Genomic DNA, 14732 nt, shown 5'->3' with positions numbered 1-14732 from the left:
GAGCGTCGAATGGCTGGGCGCGGATGTATCACGAACGGGCGGCACATCAAGCGGGGTGCTGCTCGAGGGACGCCTCGCGCGGCCGCGCTCCCGAGACGATCATCGGGCAGTCCAGCCAGGGATGAGGCACGGTCGTCATCGGGAAGCCGAAGGCCCGGCTCAGGATGTCCGACGTCATGACCTCGTGCGGCGAGCCACAGGCAATGGCCTGACGCTCGGCGAGGACCAGGACCTTGTCCGCGTACTGGGCGACCAGGTTCAGGTCATGGAGGATGAGGAGCGCCGCGACGCCTTCCCGGGTCAGCTCCTTCACGATCCGCAAGGCCTTGTGCTGATGGGCGACGTCCAGGGCGCTCGTGGGCTCATCCAGCAGGAGCAACCGGCTTCCGGTGTTCTCGTGGATCTGGGCGAGCGCTCGCGCGAAGTGGACGCGCTGCTGCTCTCCTCCCGAGAGCGTCAGGTAGTTGCGCCCTTCATACCCCTCGAGCCCTACCCGCTCCAGACAGGCCCGGGCGATCCGCACGTCCTCCCGGGACTCCGGACGATTCTGCTGGTGGGGAAGCCGCCCCAACATCACGACCTCCAGGGCCTCGTAGGCGAACTGGAGGTTCGTGGTCTGGGGCAGCACCGCCCTTCTCCGGGCGAGCTCGGCCTTCGAGCCGCTGCCGAGGGGAGCACCGAAGACGCGGATCTCTCCACGCTGGCACGGCAGCTCTCCCGCCAGGTGCTTGAAGAGCGTGCTCTTCCCCGCGCCATTGCGGCCGATGACCACCGTGAGCTCGCCAGGATTCAAGGTCAGGTGGATGCCGGACAGCAGCTGCGTCTCGCCGAGACGGCAGTGGAGATCCCGGACTTCGAGTGCCACGGTCATGACGCGTGGGTCCTCCGCTGCCGCAACAGCAGGTACAGGAAGAAGGGAGCGCCAGCGAGCGCGGTCACGATGCCGATGGGAAGCTCGGAGGGGACCACGACGGTGCGGGCGGTCAGATCCGCGAGGCACAGCAGCGATGCACCCAGGAGCGCGGACAGGGGCAGCAGGACACGGTGGTTGGGGCCCAGCCAGAGCCGGACGAGGTGGGGGACGACGAGCCCGAGGAAGCCAATCATTCCGGACACGGCCACCGCGGAGCCCACGCCCAGGGCGACGAACGCCACGAGCAACCACTTCGTCCGCTCCACCGAGATGCCCAGATGGCCCGCGTTCGCCTCCCCCAGGAGGAGCGCATTGAGCGGATTCGCCAGGGACACCATTCCCACGGAGCACAGGATGACCAGGGGCGCGATGGTGGAGACCAGCGGCCACGTCGCTCCCGACAGCGAGCCGAGCTGCCAGAAGGTGAGCGTCCTCAACTGATCATCGGTCGAGAGGTAGGTGAAGAGGCCGGTTCCGGCCATGCAGAGGGCGTTGATGGCGACTCCGCACAGCAACATCATCGTGACCTGGGTCTTCCCGTTCTCCTGGGCGAGCGAGGAGATGAGGAGGATCGCCCCGAGGCTCCCGGCGAACGCCGCCAGCGGGAGGGTGTAGAACCCGAGGACATGGAGCTTGAGCACCGTGACCGCGGACACGGTGAGCGACGCTCCGCTCGACACGCCGAGGAGCCCGGGATCCGCGAGCGGGTTGCGGAAGAGCCCCTGAAGGGCCACGCCGGCAACGGAGAGCGCGGCACCGACCAGGACGCCCAGGAGGACGCGCGGGAGGCGGATGACGAAGAGGACCGCCGACTGCTGCTCCGAGAACTCGGTGAGCGGCGGCAGCCCGACGTAGGACAGGAGGATGGAGATCACCTGGAGCGGGCTGATGGACACGGCCCCGGCCCCCAGCGAGGCCACCGCGCACATGAGCAGGAACGGCACGAGGAGGAGCAGGCCCTGGGTCCTCTTGCTTTGGACCTTCGGGACGTACTCCCCCACCGCCCAGGCGCGCTCACCGGGAAGGCTTTGCATGGATGGCCTTGAAGATCGTGTCCGCGAACTGGGGGAAGCGGGGACCGACCCAGCGGATGGTGTCGTCCACGGTGATGATCTTCCTGTTCTTGCCCGCGGGCGTCAGCGCCACGCCTGGGAGCTTCAACGCCCCGTCGATTCCACCCACGGCCTCGAGGCCGCGGTTCATCATGAGGATCGCATCGGGGGCGGCCAACACCAGCCCCTCCGCCGTCAGCGTCTTGGTTCCCGAGGTGAAGTCCGCGGCGTTCTGGCCGCCCGCCAGCTCGATGAGCACGTGGACGCCCGTGTCCTTGCCGTAGACGAAGGCTTCTCCAGGCCCATGGGCATAGAGGAAGAGGATCCGGGGCTTCTTCCCGAGTGCCGCGATCTTCTTGTCCAGGTCCGCGCGCTGCTTGTCGATCTCCTGGCTCATCCGCTTCCCGGCGTCCTGGACGTTGAAGAGCCGCGAGACGATGTCGATGCGCCGCTTGAGGCCGTCGATCCCATCCTTGGAGGAGTTCTCGAGGATCAGCACGGGAATCCCGGCACTGCGAAGCTGCCCGGCGGTGGCGGGGGTGAGGTTCTCCTCCGCCGCGAGGACGAGCTCCGGCTTCAGGCTGATGATGCCCTCGAGGCTGGGGTGGTAGGGGTGGCCGACCTTGGCGATCTTCGCCTGCTCGGGAGGAAAGGTCCCGCCGACGTCGGTACCGACGATGGTCTCACCCTTCCCGAGTCCGAACAGGATCTCCACCAGCGAGGAGTTGACCGCGACCACCCGCTTGGGCGGGGCGATATCGACGCTCTGTCCGTCGACTCCCTTGATCGGCGCCGCCTGGGCGAGAGGGCTCGCGATGACGGCGCTCATGAGCAGCAACAAGTAGGCTGGATGTTTCATCGGAATCTCTAATTCGGAATCTCTAATAAAGGTTCTTCTTGTAGTCCTGGGTCAGGGCCCAGTCCATGACCCGTTTCGAAGCCAGAGGGCGAGCTTCGGCACCCTGTCCGCGACCGCCATCGACGCGAGCAGCGCGGCCCGTGGCTGCTCGATGACATTGTGGAACGTGTCCGTGCGGCGATTACCGGGCCGATCCGCGACCGCCAGCCGCGTTCCGTCGAGCCGCACATGCGTGGGGTCCTCCACCCGGGCAAAGCCCGGCGAGCCCCCCGCCGTCGTGACACGCGCCCTCCCCTCCCCGTCGATGAAGCCGATGGCGGCGAACGACGAGAGCCCGAGCAACCGGACGCAGTGCTCATCCAGGGCGTCCAGCGACTTCATCATGACGCCCACGGGACGCGAGCCGACGGTGCGCTCCAGTTCCTCGACCGAGTGGATCCGTGCCATGGGGCAAGCATGACATATTGATTTTGATTTGCAACTTCACTTTAAAACTTCACACCGCCGTTCCAGGGGTCACGTCGGGACGAAGGAGCCCCTGGAACGGCTGCCGGCGAGAGGCAGAGTGGCTCAGGCCGCGTTCGACCCGGCGGCGCGCTGGGCGTTCTCGCGCAGCGTCTCTTCCACCATGTCGATGGTGTAGTCGATCTGCTCGACGGTATGCGCCGGGCTGAGGAAGTTGAGATCGCGGCGCAGCAGCACGCCCCGGCGGGCCATGCCGGCCTGGAAGGGCTGCGTGAGCTTCGCGTTCTCGGCGAGGTCCTTGGAGAAACGGAAGAGCGGAATGCCGTCGTAGCCCAGCACCTGCAGCCGCGAGCCGAGCCGCTCGGACCGGGCGTTGATGCCCTCGCGCAGCCGCCGGCCCAGGGACATCATGTGCCCGATGTGATCGTTCTCGCGGTACTCGCGAAGGACGGCCTCGCAGACGGCCAGCGACAGCATCTCGCCGCCGAAGGTGGTGGACACCTGGAGTTCCGAGAGCTTGGAGAGGTACTGGGCCGGGCCGGCCACGGCCGACAGGGGCATGCCCGCGGCGATGGCCTTGGACAGACAGACGAAGTCGGCCTTCACGTCGTAGAACTCCTGGGCCCCGCCCCGCGCCAGCCGCAGGCCGGTGATGACCTCGTCGAGGATCATCATCACGCCGTGCTTCGTGCACGCGGCGCGCAGCTGGTGCAGGAACTCACGGTTCAGGGCGCGGTTGAAGGGCACGGACAGCAGCACCGCGGCCAACTGCCCCGCGTCCTGCTCCACCCGGGCCAGCAGCGCGGCCTCCTCCGGCTCCTCGAAGAGCGGCAGGCGGCGCGTATACTCGGCCACGGCGGAGGGGACGCCCGGGGTGTCATACATGAAGTGGTCGTGCCAGCCGTTGTAGCCCACCGTGATGATGCGATCCTTGCGGGTGATGAAGCGCGCCAGGCGCACCGCCGCCGAGGTCGCATCCGCGCCCGTCTTGAAGAAGCGCACCATCTCCGCGCCGGGAGTGGCCTCCACCAGGGCGCGCGAGGCCGTCACCTCCACGGGGGTGGGCAGCGAGTGCAGCAGCCCCTCCTCCAGGTGCTGGCGGATGGCCTGCAGGACCGCGGGGTGGTTGTGGCCGAGCGAGTTGGCGCCCAGGCCACAGACGTAGTCGATGTACTGCTGCCCATCCACGTCCTCCACCAGGGCCCCCTGCCCTCGCGCGAGGAACACCGGGAAGGCGCCCGGGGCGAACATCTCCGGCCGCTTCATCATGGTCATGGTCACGCCGGGCACCAGCCGCCGGGCGTCGGCCAACAGACGTTGGGAGTTCTCGAGCTTCAATTCGCCCGCGTTGGGACGGGGCAGTGACGGGTGCTTGCTCATGGGGTTCTCCATGGGGATCTGCCCCCCCTCTACCGCGATTGGGTGAAAATGACAATGCGAATCGTTCTCAACTAGGAGCCACGAGGACTTCGCCTCCCCCCCCTCCAGGCGATCACTCCTCGTCGTGGTCGTGGTCCTCGACACCGCGCTTCCAGTAGCCGGTGAGGTTCACCCACTCCTTGCGCAGACCCCGCTCGTTGAGCAGGTGCAGGCGCAGGGTGCGCATGAGGGTGGACTCGCCCGCGCCCCAGACGTAGACGTCGCCCGGAGGAAGCGAGAGGCCGCGGATGGCCGGCTCCAGGAGGCTCGCCGTGCCGGGAGGCGCCCCGTCGCGGTGGAGCCAGTGCAACTCCAGGTTCGCCCGGGTGCTCACGGGCACCCGCGCCTCGGCGTTGGCCACCTCGGCGAAGACCAGGGCACGCGCGCCCTCGGGCAGCTCCTCGAGCCTGCGGGTGAGGGCCGGCAGCGCGGTCTCGTCCCCGAAGAGCACGTAGGCGTCGAAGTCGTAGGTGACGAGCAGCGAGCCGCGAGGACCCGCCAGGCCCAGCAGGTCTCCCGGCCTGGCCTGGGAGGCCCACGTGGAGCCTGGCCCCGTGCCGTGGATGACGAAGTCGATGTCCAGCTCCCCCGCCGCCGCGTCATACCGCCGGGGGGTGTAGTCGCGCAGCGGGGGCCGGGGCTTGTCCGGAGGGAACTCCAGGCCTCGCGGCCCCATGCCCGTGGGCAACACGGGCTTGCGCTCTCCCGGAGCGGCGAAGAACAGACGGACGTGATCGTCCGCCCCCTCGCTCCGGAAACCCTCCAGCTCCGGCCCCCCGAGTGTCACCCGCACCATGTCCGGCGACAGCCGCCGGGTACGGAGGACCTCCAGGAGGCGGACCTTGATGGGAAAGGGACCTCTACGGGACGTTCGTTCGCTCGTTCGTTCTGCGGTGTTCATGGGGCTTCTCCATGAGCGCCCCGTGCCACTCCGCCTCACCACGAAAGCGTCCCGGGAGCGCTCAGCTCTCCTTCTTGATCTGCTGGGCGAGGTAGTGCGCCTCCCCCACCTGTTTCATCAGCTCGAGCTGGGCCTCGATCCAGTCGATGTGCTCCTCGGTATCCTCGAGGATGGTGTCCAGCAACTCCCGGCTGCCGTTGTCTCCCAACGTGCGGCACAGCTCAATGCCCTCGTTGAGGCGCTTCTGCGAGCCGAGCTCCAGCTCCAGATCCAAGCGGAGCATCTCGGGGACCGTCTCCCCCACGTTCACCTTGCCCAGGCGCTGCAGGTTGGGCAGGCCTCCCAGGAAGAGGATGCGCCGCACGAGCCGGTCGGCGTGCTTCATCTCGCCGATGGACTCCTCGTAGATCTTCTTCTGCAGCCGCTCGTACCCCCAGTTCTCCGCGATACGCGCGTGCAGAAAGTACTCGTTGATGGCCGTCAGTTCGGTGGTGAGGATGTCGTTGAGAAGATCGATGATCTGGGGGTGGCCTTTCATAGGGCCGGGGACGCTAGTTGCAGCGCGGGGACCGCACAACTGTCCCGACAGGCGGAGCGTCCGTTGGCTCCCTGACGACACTCCTTGATCAGGTCCGCGAGCTGCTCCTGGCAGCCCCCGCACCCCGTCCCCGCCCCACAAACCTCCCCGATGGCCTCCACGCTCCGGGCTCCCTCGGAGATGCGGGCGCGGATGGTCCGGTCCGAGACGACATGGCAGAGGCAGACGATCATTCGAGGCTCACACGACGAAGGGCCACACCATGTGGCCCCAAGTTGCAATTGAGAATAATTCGCAATACCGATTCCGTCAAGCACTCCCCAGGTGGGCCGGACCTGGCCGCTCCCCCGCGTGCTCCCGAGTGTCCGCCTCACCCCTTTCCATGTGGTCTGCTCCTCACTTTCCAAGTGGTCAGAGCTCGTTCAATCTTTCCGGGCTGTCCGCGTTTTCCCCCGACACGCAAGGAAAGAACCCCATGAAGCTTCCCTGGAGAGGGTCAGCGCTGTGCGCGTTGATCCTGGCGCTCTCGAGCGCGCCCGCGCTCGCCGGCACGGCAACGGTCTACTACTACACGCCCTATAAGGCCTGGACGTCCGCCTACATCCATCACAACGCCAGTGGCACCTGGACGACCGTGCCGGGCGACGCGATGAGCGCGGCCTGTACGAACTGGGTGACGAAGGCCATCACCACGGGCTCGGCCACCACCTTCCAGGCGGTCTTCACCGACGGCCAGAACCGCTGGGACAACCTCAACAATCAGTCCGGCGCCAACTACGTCATTCCCACGTCGGGCACCCACCAGATCAAGAACGGCCAGCTCCTGGCCAACGCGGGCTCGCCGTGTGCCGCCGACACCCAGGCGCCCACCGCGCCTGGCGCGTTGACCGCGGGCACGGTGACGTCCACGTCCATCACCTTCTCGTGGACCGCCTCCACCGACAACGTGGGCGTGGTCCGTTACGACGTCTACCGCGCGGGCACGCTCATCGGCTCGGCCACCAGCACGAGCTACACCGATACCGGACGCACCGCCTCCACGGCCTACAGCTACACCGTGAGGGCCGTGGACGCGGCGGGCAACGTGTCCGCCGCCAGCCCTGCCCTGTCCGTCACCACCCCCGCGGGCAACAGGGCCGAGGTCTATTACTACACGCGCACCCGCGCCTGGACCTCCGTCAACATCCACTACGCGCCGACCGGCGGCTCGTGGACCGCCGTGCCCGGCGCCGCCATGAACGAGACCGCCTGCACCGACTGGGTGAAGAAGACCGTGGACCTGGGCTCGGCCACCGGCATGAAGGCGGCGTTCAACAACGGCACCACCTGGGACAACAACAACGGCTCGGATTACTCCCTGGGCACGGGGTTGATCACCGTCAGGGATGGCGTCGTCACCGCCAACGCCTCCACGCCGTGCGTGACGCTGCCCCCGGATACCTCCGCGCCGTCCATTCCCTCGGGCGTCATCGCCACGGCCTCGGGGACGCAGATCAACCTCTCCTGGAGTGCCTCGACCGATGACCGGGGCGTCACCGGCTACGAGCTCGTGCGCACCGGGGGAACCCAGGGCACGCGGACCTGGACCACGTCGCTCACCAGCTACAGCGACACCGGCCTGACGGCCCAGACCTCCTACAGCTACACCGTGAAGGCCTTCGACGCGGCCGGCAACAAGTCCTCCGCCAGCGCGTCCGTGTCGGCCACCACCGGCAGCGCGCCGCCTCCACCCCCCCCGGGAGAACCCCTGGGCGGAGACATCCGCGAGGACTCCATCTACTTCGTGCTCACCGCGCGCTTCTACGATGGCGACTCGTCCAACAACCGCGGTGGCAGCATGCACGTCAAGTCGGGCAACGCCGCCAACAACGATCCCATGTTCCGCGGGGACTTCAAGGGCCTCATCCAGAAGCTCGACTACATCAAGGCCCTGGGCTTCTCCGCCATCTGGATCACCCCCGTGGTGCTCAACCGCTCGGACTACGACTACCACGGCTATCACGGCTGGGATTTCCACAAGGTGGATCCACGCCTGGAGTCTCCAGGTGCCACCTACCAGGATCTCATCAACGCGGCCCACACCAAGGGCATCAAGATCATCCAGGACGTGGTCTACAACCACTCCAGCCGCTGGGGCGCCAAGGGGCTGTGGAACGCCAAGGTCTACGGGGTGCGCGACAGCCAGTGGAGCTGGTACTACGACGCGCCCGTCTCTGGCTTCACCTATGACGGGCTCACCGTCGAGCCCACCAGCGGGAAGTCCTATTACAACGGGGACCTGTGGTCGACGTCCGAGCCCGCGGGCAACACGTGCCGCAACTGGGGCGTGCACACGGGGGGATACAGCGCCGAGGGATACAAGGTCTACAACTGCCAGTGGCCCAACCCCACCTCGGGCATGTTCCCCTCGCAGTACTTCCACCAGTGCTGGATTGGGAACTGGGAGGGCGAGGACTCGCGCAGCTGCTGGATTCACGAGGACCTGGCGGACTTCAACACCGAGAGCACGCCGGTGCAGCAGTTCCTGGTGGGCGTCTACAACAAGTACATCGACATGGGCGTGGACGGCTTCCGCATCGACACGGCGGTCCACATTCCGCGCGTCACCTGGAACCGGCGCCTGCTGCCGGCGGCCCACCAGCACGCCGAGGAGAAGTTCGGAGCCAAGGGCCGGGACTTCTTCATGTTCGGCGAGGTGGGCTCGTTCGTGAACGACAAGTGGAACCGTGGCTCGCCCAACCACTCGGCGCAGTTCTTCACGTGGAAGGAGCGCAAGACGTATAGCGCGGATGACACCGCGGCCGCGCTCGAGCAGTACAACTACGAGCAGACCCAGGGCACGTCCAACCAGCCCACGTCCACCAATGCCTTCCTCCAGGGCAACCTGTACCACGCCCCGGATCACAGCCAGTTCTCCGGCATGAGCGTCATCGACATGCGCATGCACATGAACTTCGGCGAGGCCAGCAATGCCTGGTGGAACGGCAAGGACTCGGACGACAGCTACAACGACGCCACCTACAACGTGGTGTACGTGGATTCGCACGACTACGGCCCCAACAAGTCCAGCACCCGCTACGCCGGAGGCACCGACGCCTGGGCCGAGAACATGAGCCTGATGTGGACCTTCCGCGGCATCCCCACGCTGTATTACGGCTCGGAGATCGAGTTCCAGGCGGGCAAGCAGATCGACTGCGGCCCCACCTGCGCGCTGGCCACCACCGGCCGTGCGTACTACGGCGACAACCTCGAGGGCAGCATCTCGGCCTCCGACTTCGGCGTGGTGGGCAGCGCCTCCGGCAAGGTCTCGGAGACGCTCAACAAGCCGCTGGCCAAACACCTGCAGCGGCTCAATCAGTTGCGCCGCAAGATTCCCGCGCTCCAGAAGGGGCAGTACTCGACCGAGGGCGTCTCGGGCGGCATGGCCTTCAAGCGGCGTTTCACCGACGCGTCCAAGGGCGTGGACAGCTTCGTACTCGTCACCATCTCCGGCGGCGCCACCTTCAGCGGCATCCCCAATGGGACCTACAAGGACGCCATCACCGGTGATGTGAAGACCGTGAGCAACGGCTCGCTGACGGCCAGTGTCTCTGGCAAGGGCAACCTGCGCGTGTATGTGCTCGACCTGCCCGGCAACCCGGCTCCCGGCAAGGTGGGCTCGGATGGTCCGTACCTGAAGCCCTGACGGATGGCGGCTCCAGGAACCCGCGGGATGCGCCTCCGCGGGTTCCCTGGGCGAGGCGGCCGCCGTCAGCCTTCCTGGGACAACCACTTCCCGGTCAGCGAGGTTGGGTGCTTCAGCAGGCCCTCGGGGGGTCCTTCGAAGACGATGCGGCCGCCGTCGTGGCCGGCACCCGGTCCCATGTCGATGATCCAATCGGCTCGGCGGATGACGTGGGGGTGATGCTCGATGACGATGACCGACGTGCCCGTGGCGACGAGACGGTCGATCATCCCCACCAGCCGGTCGATGTCCTTCAAGTGCAGTCCGGTCGTCGGCTCGTCGAGGATCGCCAGGGGCGTCGGCTCGTGCAGGCTGCGCGCGAGCTTCATGCGCTGGCGCTCACCGCCTGACAGCGTGTTCAACGGTTGGCCGAGGCGCACGTAGCCGAGCCCGACGTCGACGAGGGATTGAAGCGGTCCGTGAATGGCGGGCTCGACGAAGAAGGCGGCGGCGTCCTCGACCGGGAAGTCGAAGACATCGCCGATGGAGCGGCCACGCACCTTGTGCTTCAAGACAGCATCCGTGAAGCGACGGCCACCACAGGCCTCGCAGGGCATGGCGACGGGGTCCAGGTGGGCGAGGTCGGTGTAGACGACACCCAGGCCCTGGCATTCGGGGCAGGCGCCCTTGGAGTTCGCGGAGAACAATGACTCCGAGACCTTGTTCGTCGTCGCGAACAGCTTGCGGACGGCATCGAGGATTCCCGTCCACGTCGCCAGGTTCGAGCGGCTCGAGCCGCGAGCCAGGCTCTGGTCGATGACCACGACGTCCTTGATGCGCTGTGGCAGCGTCTGGCGGATGAGCGAGCTCTTGCCCGAGCCGGCGACGCCCGTGACGACGACGAAGACGCCCTTGGGGATGCGGACGCTCAGGTTCTTCAGGTTGTGCAGGGTCACATCACGCAGTTCGATCCACCCGGTGGGCGCTCGCGTCCGCGACTTCGTCACCGGCTTCTGACTCAGCGCCTGCCCCGTCACCGACGATGAGCTCTTCAGTCCGTCGACGTCGCCTTCATAGACGACGCGGCCGCCGTGCTCACCGGCACCAGGGCCGATGTCGACGATGTGGTCGGCGATGGCGATGACCGCCGGCTTGTGCTCGACGACGAGCACCGTGTTTCCCTTGTCGCGCAGTTGCACGAGCAGGGTGTTGAGGCGGTGCAGGTCGGCGGGGTGCAGGCCGATGCTCGGCTCGTCGAAGATATAGGTCAGATCGGTGAGGCTCGAGCCGAGCGCCCGGACCATCTTCACCCGTTGCGACTCGCCCCCCGAGAGCGTGCTGCTCTCGCGATCGAGCGCGAGGTAGCCGAGGCCGATGTCGACGAGGGATTGCAGGCGCCGGGCAAGGGCGTCCCGTACCGGCGCGGTGGCGGCATCGTCGAAACCGCTCTTCTTCCGGGTGATCAACTCCAGCAGCTCGTCGACCGGCAACGCCGTGGCCTCGGCGATGTTGATGGCGTGCCCCGCGCCGTCGTCGACGCGGCAGGCGATGGCCGCGGCGTTCAGGCGGGTGCCGCCACATTCGGCGCAGGGCTCCCGGGTGAGGATGGGTTCGAGCGCGTTCCTGAGATTGGCCTGCAGGTCGTCGAGGTTCTTCGACAGATAGAGGCGGCGGATCTTGGGAATCAGCCCTTCATAGGTGGAGCCCATCATCTTGGTGCCCACCTTGATCTTGACCTTGCACTCCGGCTCGTGGAGCAGCTTGTGCCGCTCCTCGGCGGAGTAGTCGGCGATCTTCTTCTTGAGGTCGAAGAAGCCCGAGCCGCTGATGATGTTGTAGAACCAGGAATCGACGGCGAACCCGGGGAACAACAAGGCCCCTTCCTCGAGGCTCTTGCTCTCGTCGACCAGACCCTTCACGTCGATGGACGAGACGACGCCGATGCCGTCGCAGGCCTTGCACAGGCCGAGGGGATCATTGAATGACAGGGCGCTCGGGCGGGGCACGGCCGGCTTGCCGAGGCGCGAGAACAACAGCCGCAACAGGCCCGCGGTGTCGCTGACGGTGCCGACGGTGGAGCGGCTGTTCCCGCCGATCCGCGACTGGTCGACGATGATCGCCGCCGAGAGGTTCTCGAGAGCGTCGACGTCGGGTTGGGGCTGCCGCGGCAGGAAGGTCTGCACGAAGGTCGGCAGCGTCTCGTTGAGCAGCCGCTGCGATTCGGCGGCCAGGGTGTCGAAGACGAGCGACGACTTGCCCGAGCCCGACACGCCGGTGAACACGGTGATCTTCTTCTTCGGCAGATCGAGCGAGATGTTCTGGAGGTTGTTCACCCGCGCGCCACGCACATGGATCGTGTCGGTTGCCGCCGTTTCCTCTTTCTTCGCCTTGTCCATTGCCCGCTCCTCTCGGCCGGGCGGTCTAGCACACACCATCCGCCCTTGGCGGCTTCGATTCCCGCCGCCTCTCCACGGCGGGTGCGGTGGGTGCTGCTCAAGGACGTGGGGCCCGCCTCACTCGGCGACGCTCTTCCCCTGCTCCGCGAACGCCTTGAAATCCTCCAGGTGCTGCCGCGACTGCTTCCGAAACGAGCCCGGCATCAGGAAGCCGATCACTTTCATGAAGCCGCTCATCCGAAACTCGGTCTCGGCGATCCACTTCGTCTTCGAGGGACCCAGCGCGACGAGCCGGTTTTTCTCCTCGTTCCACATGCCCGGCGTTTCGAAAATCGCGTCGAACTCGCCCGGCGGGTTGCGCTTCGTGACCGTCTGGATGATCTCGACGCGCCGCTTGCCCATCTGGAAGATGTACCGCGAGCGCGCTCCGGGGTGGCCCTGCTCTCCCTCGAGCAACTCGACCGAGACGAGGCCCCTCAACCAGTGCTTCAGGTTCGCGGGGTCGTCAAACTTCGGAACCTGCAAGAGGCGCTCGACCGGCCGTCCTCCACCGAACTGGAACCCGGCGCGCCAGGTGACGCCGACGGCGGGCGAGGGTCTCCACTCCCCGCCCGCTTCACCGGGACTACTTGCACGTAAGGCCGGCAACGGCGCTCCAGCCCGCGCTGGTGCACTCGTACTCCTTCTTGTCCATGCCGCACACCCGGTAGCCGCAGAAGGTGGCATTGGCATCGACGGTGGTGCCATCCGCGTGCTTGCCACCCGAGCACCGGCACGCGTTGCAGAAGCTGGCGCAAGCACCGGCCTTCAACGCGTTGCAGCTGGAGGGATCAACGCCCGTGCAGTAGTTGTTGACGATGTTGTCCCGGTTGCCACACGACGTGTCCCAGCCATTGGCCTGGTAGAAGGGCAGCAGATCCGTCCGCTCGTTGAGGATGCACTGGGTGCAGGCGGAGCCGCAAAAGGCCGAGCCCAGCTTGATCGTCCGCGACTGGGTGTCGCCGAAGAAGGCCACCCCGTCCTGCACCATCCTCCCCGCCACCATGGCCGAGGTGCCCGTGGTGGGCATCCGCGCCCGGACCTGGAAGCCGTACGTCCCGCCCGGGGCCACATCACCGCACACGTAGATGCGCGCATCCGTGGAGGAGTTGGAGTAGCCGCCGCACTGCGGGAAGGAGCTCCACGTCGTCGTGTTGCCCGACACGGCCCCCATCCGGTACAGGCTCGCCGCGGTCCACCGGGTGCTGCCCGTGTTGTTCATCGAGAGCGTCAGCTGGGAGATCTGCCCCGGCATGAGGAACTTCGCCACGCTGGTCGAGCCCGCCATGGCCTGCGCGTTGTTGCCCGACACGACCACCGTCCCCGGACGGTTGGCCAGGTTGGAGAACTCCTCCTTCATGTCCTGGCAGGCCGCGGGGATGTTCCGCAGCGCGAAGGAATCCCAGCCGTCCACCCGGTCCACGAACCAGGCCAGCGCCTTGATGCGGTTGGCATTGGCGGCGTTATAGTTGCGCACGTCCTGGTAGGCCTTGTTGATCCAATCGGCCGGGTACGCATCCCGGGGATCCGGATACTGGCCGGGCTGAACGTCCGTGTTGATCTCCGTGATGTAGATGGGCCTGGTGTTCAGCCCCGCCTTGGTGATGCGGCCAATCTGTTGCTTGTAGCTCTGGAAGCCGGCATCGAAGGGCCAGCCGTTGCGGCTACAGGCCTGGCTGGGCTCGCTCGGACAGCCCTCGTACGAGCCACCGTAGGTGTGCAGCGCGAAGCCATCCGCCGCGCCGAGCCCATTGCTCATGGTGCCCAGCCAATCCAGGAAGTTGCCCGCGCCCCAGGCACAGCTCCCGTCCGCGTTGCGCCCGGCGGGATTGGGCGAGTAGGTGGCCGGGCCCGCGGCCAGCAGCGTGATGCCGGCGGGACGGCCCGCGTGAGAGTAGAGGTAGTTGAAGGCGCTCGCGTACTCGGACGCGGTGGTGCAGCCCTCGATGTTGGGCTCGTTGCCCACGATGAAGACCGTGGCCAGGCCCTCGTTCTTGAACTGGTTCGCCACGCTCCAGAACTCATTGGCCCACCCGGCGTACTCCGCCGAGCTCACCGGCACCGCTTTGTAGTTGCGGTAGTCGATGCGGATGATGTTCCTCAGCCCGGCGCCGGCCGCGTTGCGCGCCCCGGTGAGCGACTTGTTGATCCACGTCCCGTCGGTGGTGCCCAGCACCGACTCCACGTTCCATCCCCGCTCCCCCACCGGAATGGATGTGTTCGCCTGGAAGCAGGATCCGCCGTACCAGTGAACGGCCGCCATGGAAGGCTCAGCCCGCGCTGCCCCCACGCTCCCCAACAGGCTGGTGACCGCGAGCGCCATCCCCCACGTGTTCCACTTCATGATGCCCCCTTGTGTCGACCAATGCCGACGGACCGCCGGTGGAGAGGCTCCACGACGGCGGTCCGGTGAATACGGATATAACTGTTTTACCAGTATTTCAAGCAACGCCTGCGTGACAGCGCTTCACGCAGGCGGAGCACCA

Annotated in this window: 12 protein-coding genes; 1 reads left to right on the top strand and 11 read right to left on the bottom strand. The window is 66.8% G+C overall.

The genetic code is table 11. From position 1 onward, the window contains the following. Positions 1-46: 46 nt before the first annotated feature. From Q664_RS15015 to Q664_RS62940, 8 genes are all read right to left on the bottom strand, one after another. Positions 47-871, bottom strand: coding sequence for a heme ABC transporter ATP-binding protein (locus Q664_RS15015; protein ID WP_052518124.1), 825 nt, complete (start codon positions 869-871; stop codon positions 47-49). Further along, the gene (locus Q664_RS15010; RefSeq protein ID WP_052518123.1) at positions 868-1947 is read right to left on the bottom strand and encodes a FecCD family ABC transporter permease; all 1080 of its coding nucleotides are present in this window, start codon (positions 1945-1947) and stop codon (positions 868-870) included. Before Q664_RS15010 ends, Q664_RS15015 begins: the two co-directional genes overlap by 4 nt. Next, positions 1928-2824, bottom strand: coding sequence for a heme/hemin ABC transporter substrate-binding protein (locus tag Q664_RS15005; protein WP_043395027.1), 897 nt, complete (start codon positions 2822-2824; stop codon positions 1928-1930). The genes Q664_RS15010 and Q664_RS15005 overlap by 20 nt, the downstream gene beginning before the upstream one ends. A 51-nt stretch (positions 2825-2875) precedes the next feature. Continuing rightward, on the bottom strand, positions 2876-3271 hold the full coding sequence (locus Q664_RS52120) for a PNPOx family protein (protein WP_052518122.1): 396 nt from the start codon (positions 3269-3271) through the stop codon (positions 2876-2878). Between the two features lie 123 nt (positions 3272-3394). After that, positions 3395-4669, bottom strand: a complete 1275-nt coding sequence (gene mxcL, locus Q664_RS14995; RefSeq protein ID WP_326938702.1) for a myxochelin B biosynthesis transaminase MxcL — start codon at positions 4667-4669, stop codon at positions 3395-3397. Between the two features lie 112 nt (positions 4670-4781). After that, positions 4782-5609, bottom strand: coding sequence for a siderophore-interacting protein (locus tag Q664_RS14990; RefSeq protein ID WP_043395024.1), 828 nt, complete (start codon positions 5607-5609; stop codon positions 4782-4784). A 61-nt stretch (positions 5610-5670) separates the two neighbouring features. Further along, entirely contained in the window at positions 5671-6147 is a 477-nt protein-coding gene (gene bfr, locus Q664_RS14985; protein ID WP_043395022.1) for a bacterioferritin, read from the bottom strand. After that, positions 6144-6380, bottom strand: coding sequence for a (2Fe-2S)-binding protein (locus Q664_RS62940; protein WP_043395020.1), 237 nt, complete (start codon positions 6378-6380; stop codon positions 6144-6146). The genes bfr and Q664_RS62940 overlap by 4 nt, the downstream gene beginning before the upstream one ends. 242 nt (positions 6381-6622) lie before the next feature. Here Q664_RS62940 and Q664_RS62650 point away from each other — a divergent pair, with 242 nt between their 5' ends. Beyond that, positions 6623-9832, top strand: coding sequence for a carbohydrate binding domain-containing protein (locus Q664_RS62650; RefSeq protein ID WP_043395018.1), 3210 nt, complete (start codon positions 6623-6625; stop codon positions 9830-9832). Between the two features lie 65 nt (positions 9833-9897). Here Q664_RS62650 and Q664_RS14970 read toward each other — a convergent pair whose 3' ends face one another. The 3 genes from Q664_RS14970 to Q664_RS14960 all read right to left on the bottom strand — a co-directional run bounded on the left by Q664_RS14970 (position 9898) and on the right by Q664_RS14960 (position 14590). Further along, a complete protein-coding gene (locus Q664_RS14970; protein WP_052518121.1) occupies positions 9898-12207 on the bottom strand; it encodes an ATP-binding cassette domain-containing protein in 2310 nt (769 codons plus the stop codon). A gap of 117 nt (positions 12208-12324) precedes the next feature. After that, positions 12325-12732, bottom strand: a complete 408-nt coding sequence (locus tag Q664_RS14965) for an SRPBCC family protein (RefSeq protein WP_052518120.1) — start codon at positions 12730-12732, stop codon at positions 12325-12327. Positions 12733-12832: 100 nt separating this feature from the next. Continuing rightward, positions 12833-14590, bottom strand: a complete 1758-nt coding sequence (locus Q664_RS14960; protein WP_152622114.1) for a hypothetical protein — start codon at positions 14588-14590, stop codon at positions 12833-12835. Positions 14591-14732 lie beyond the last annotated feature (142 nt).

The organism is Archangium violaceum Cb vi76 (assembly GCF_000733295.1).
Taxonomy (GTDB): domain Bacteria; phylum Myxococcota; class Myxococcia; order Myxococcales; family Myxococcaceae; genus Archangium; species Archangium violaceum.
Note: the sequence above shows the minus strand (reverse complement) of the source record. Positions and strands in the feature narration are given on the sequence as shown.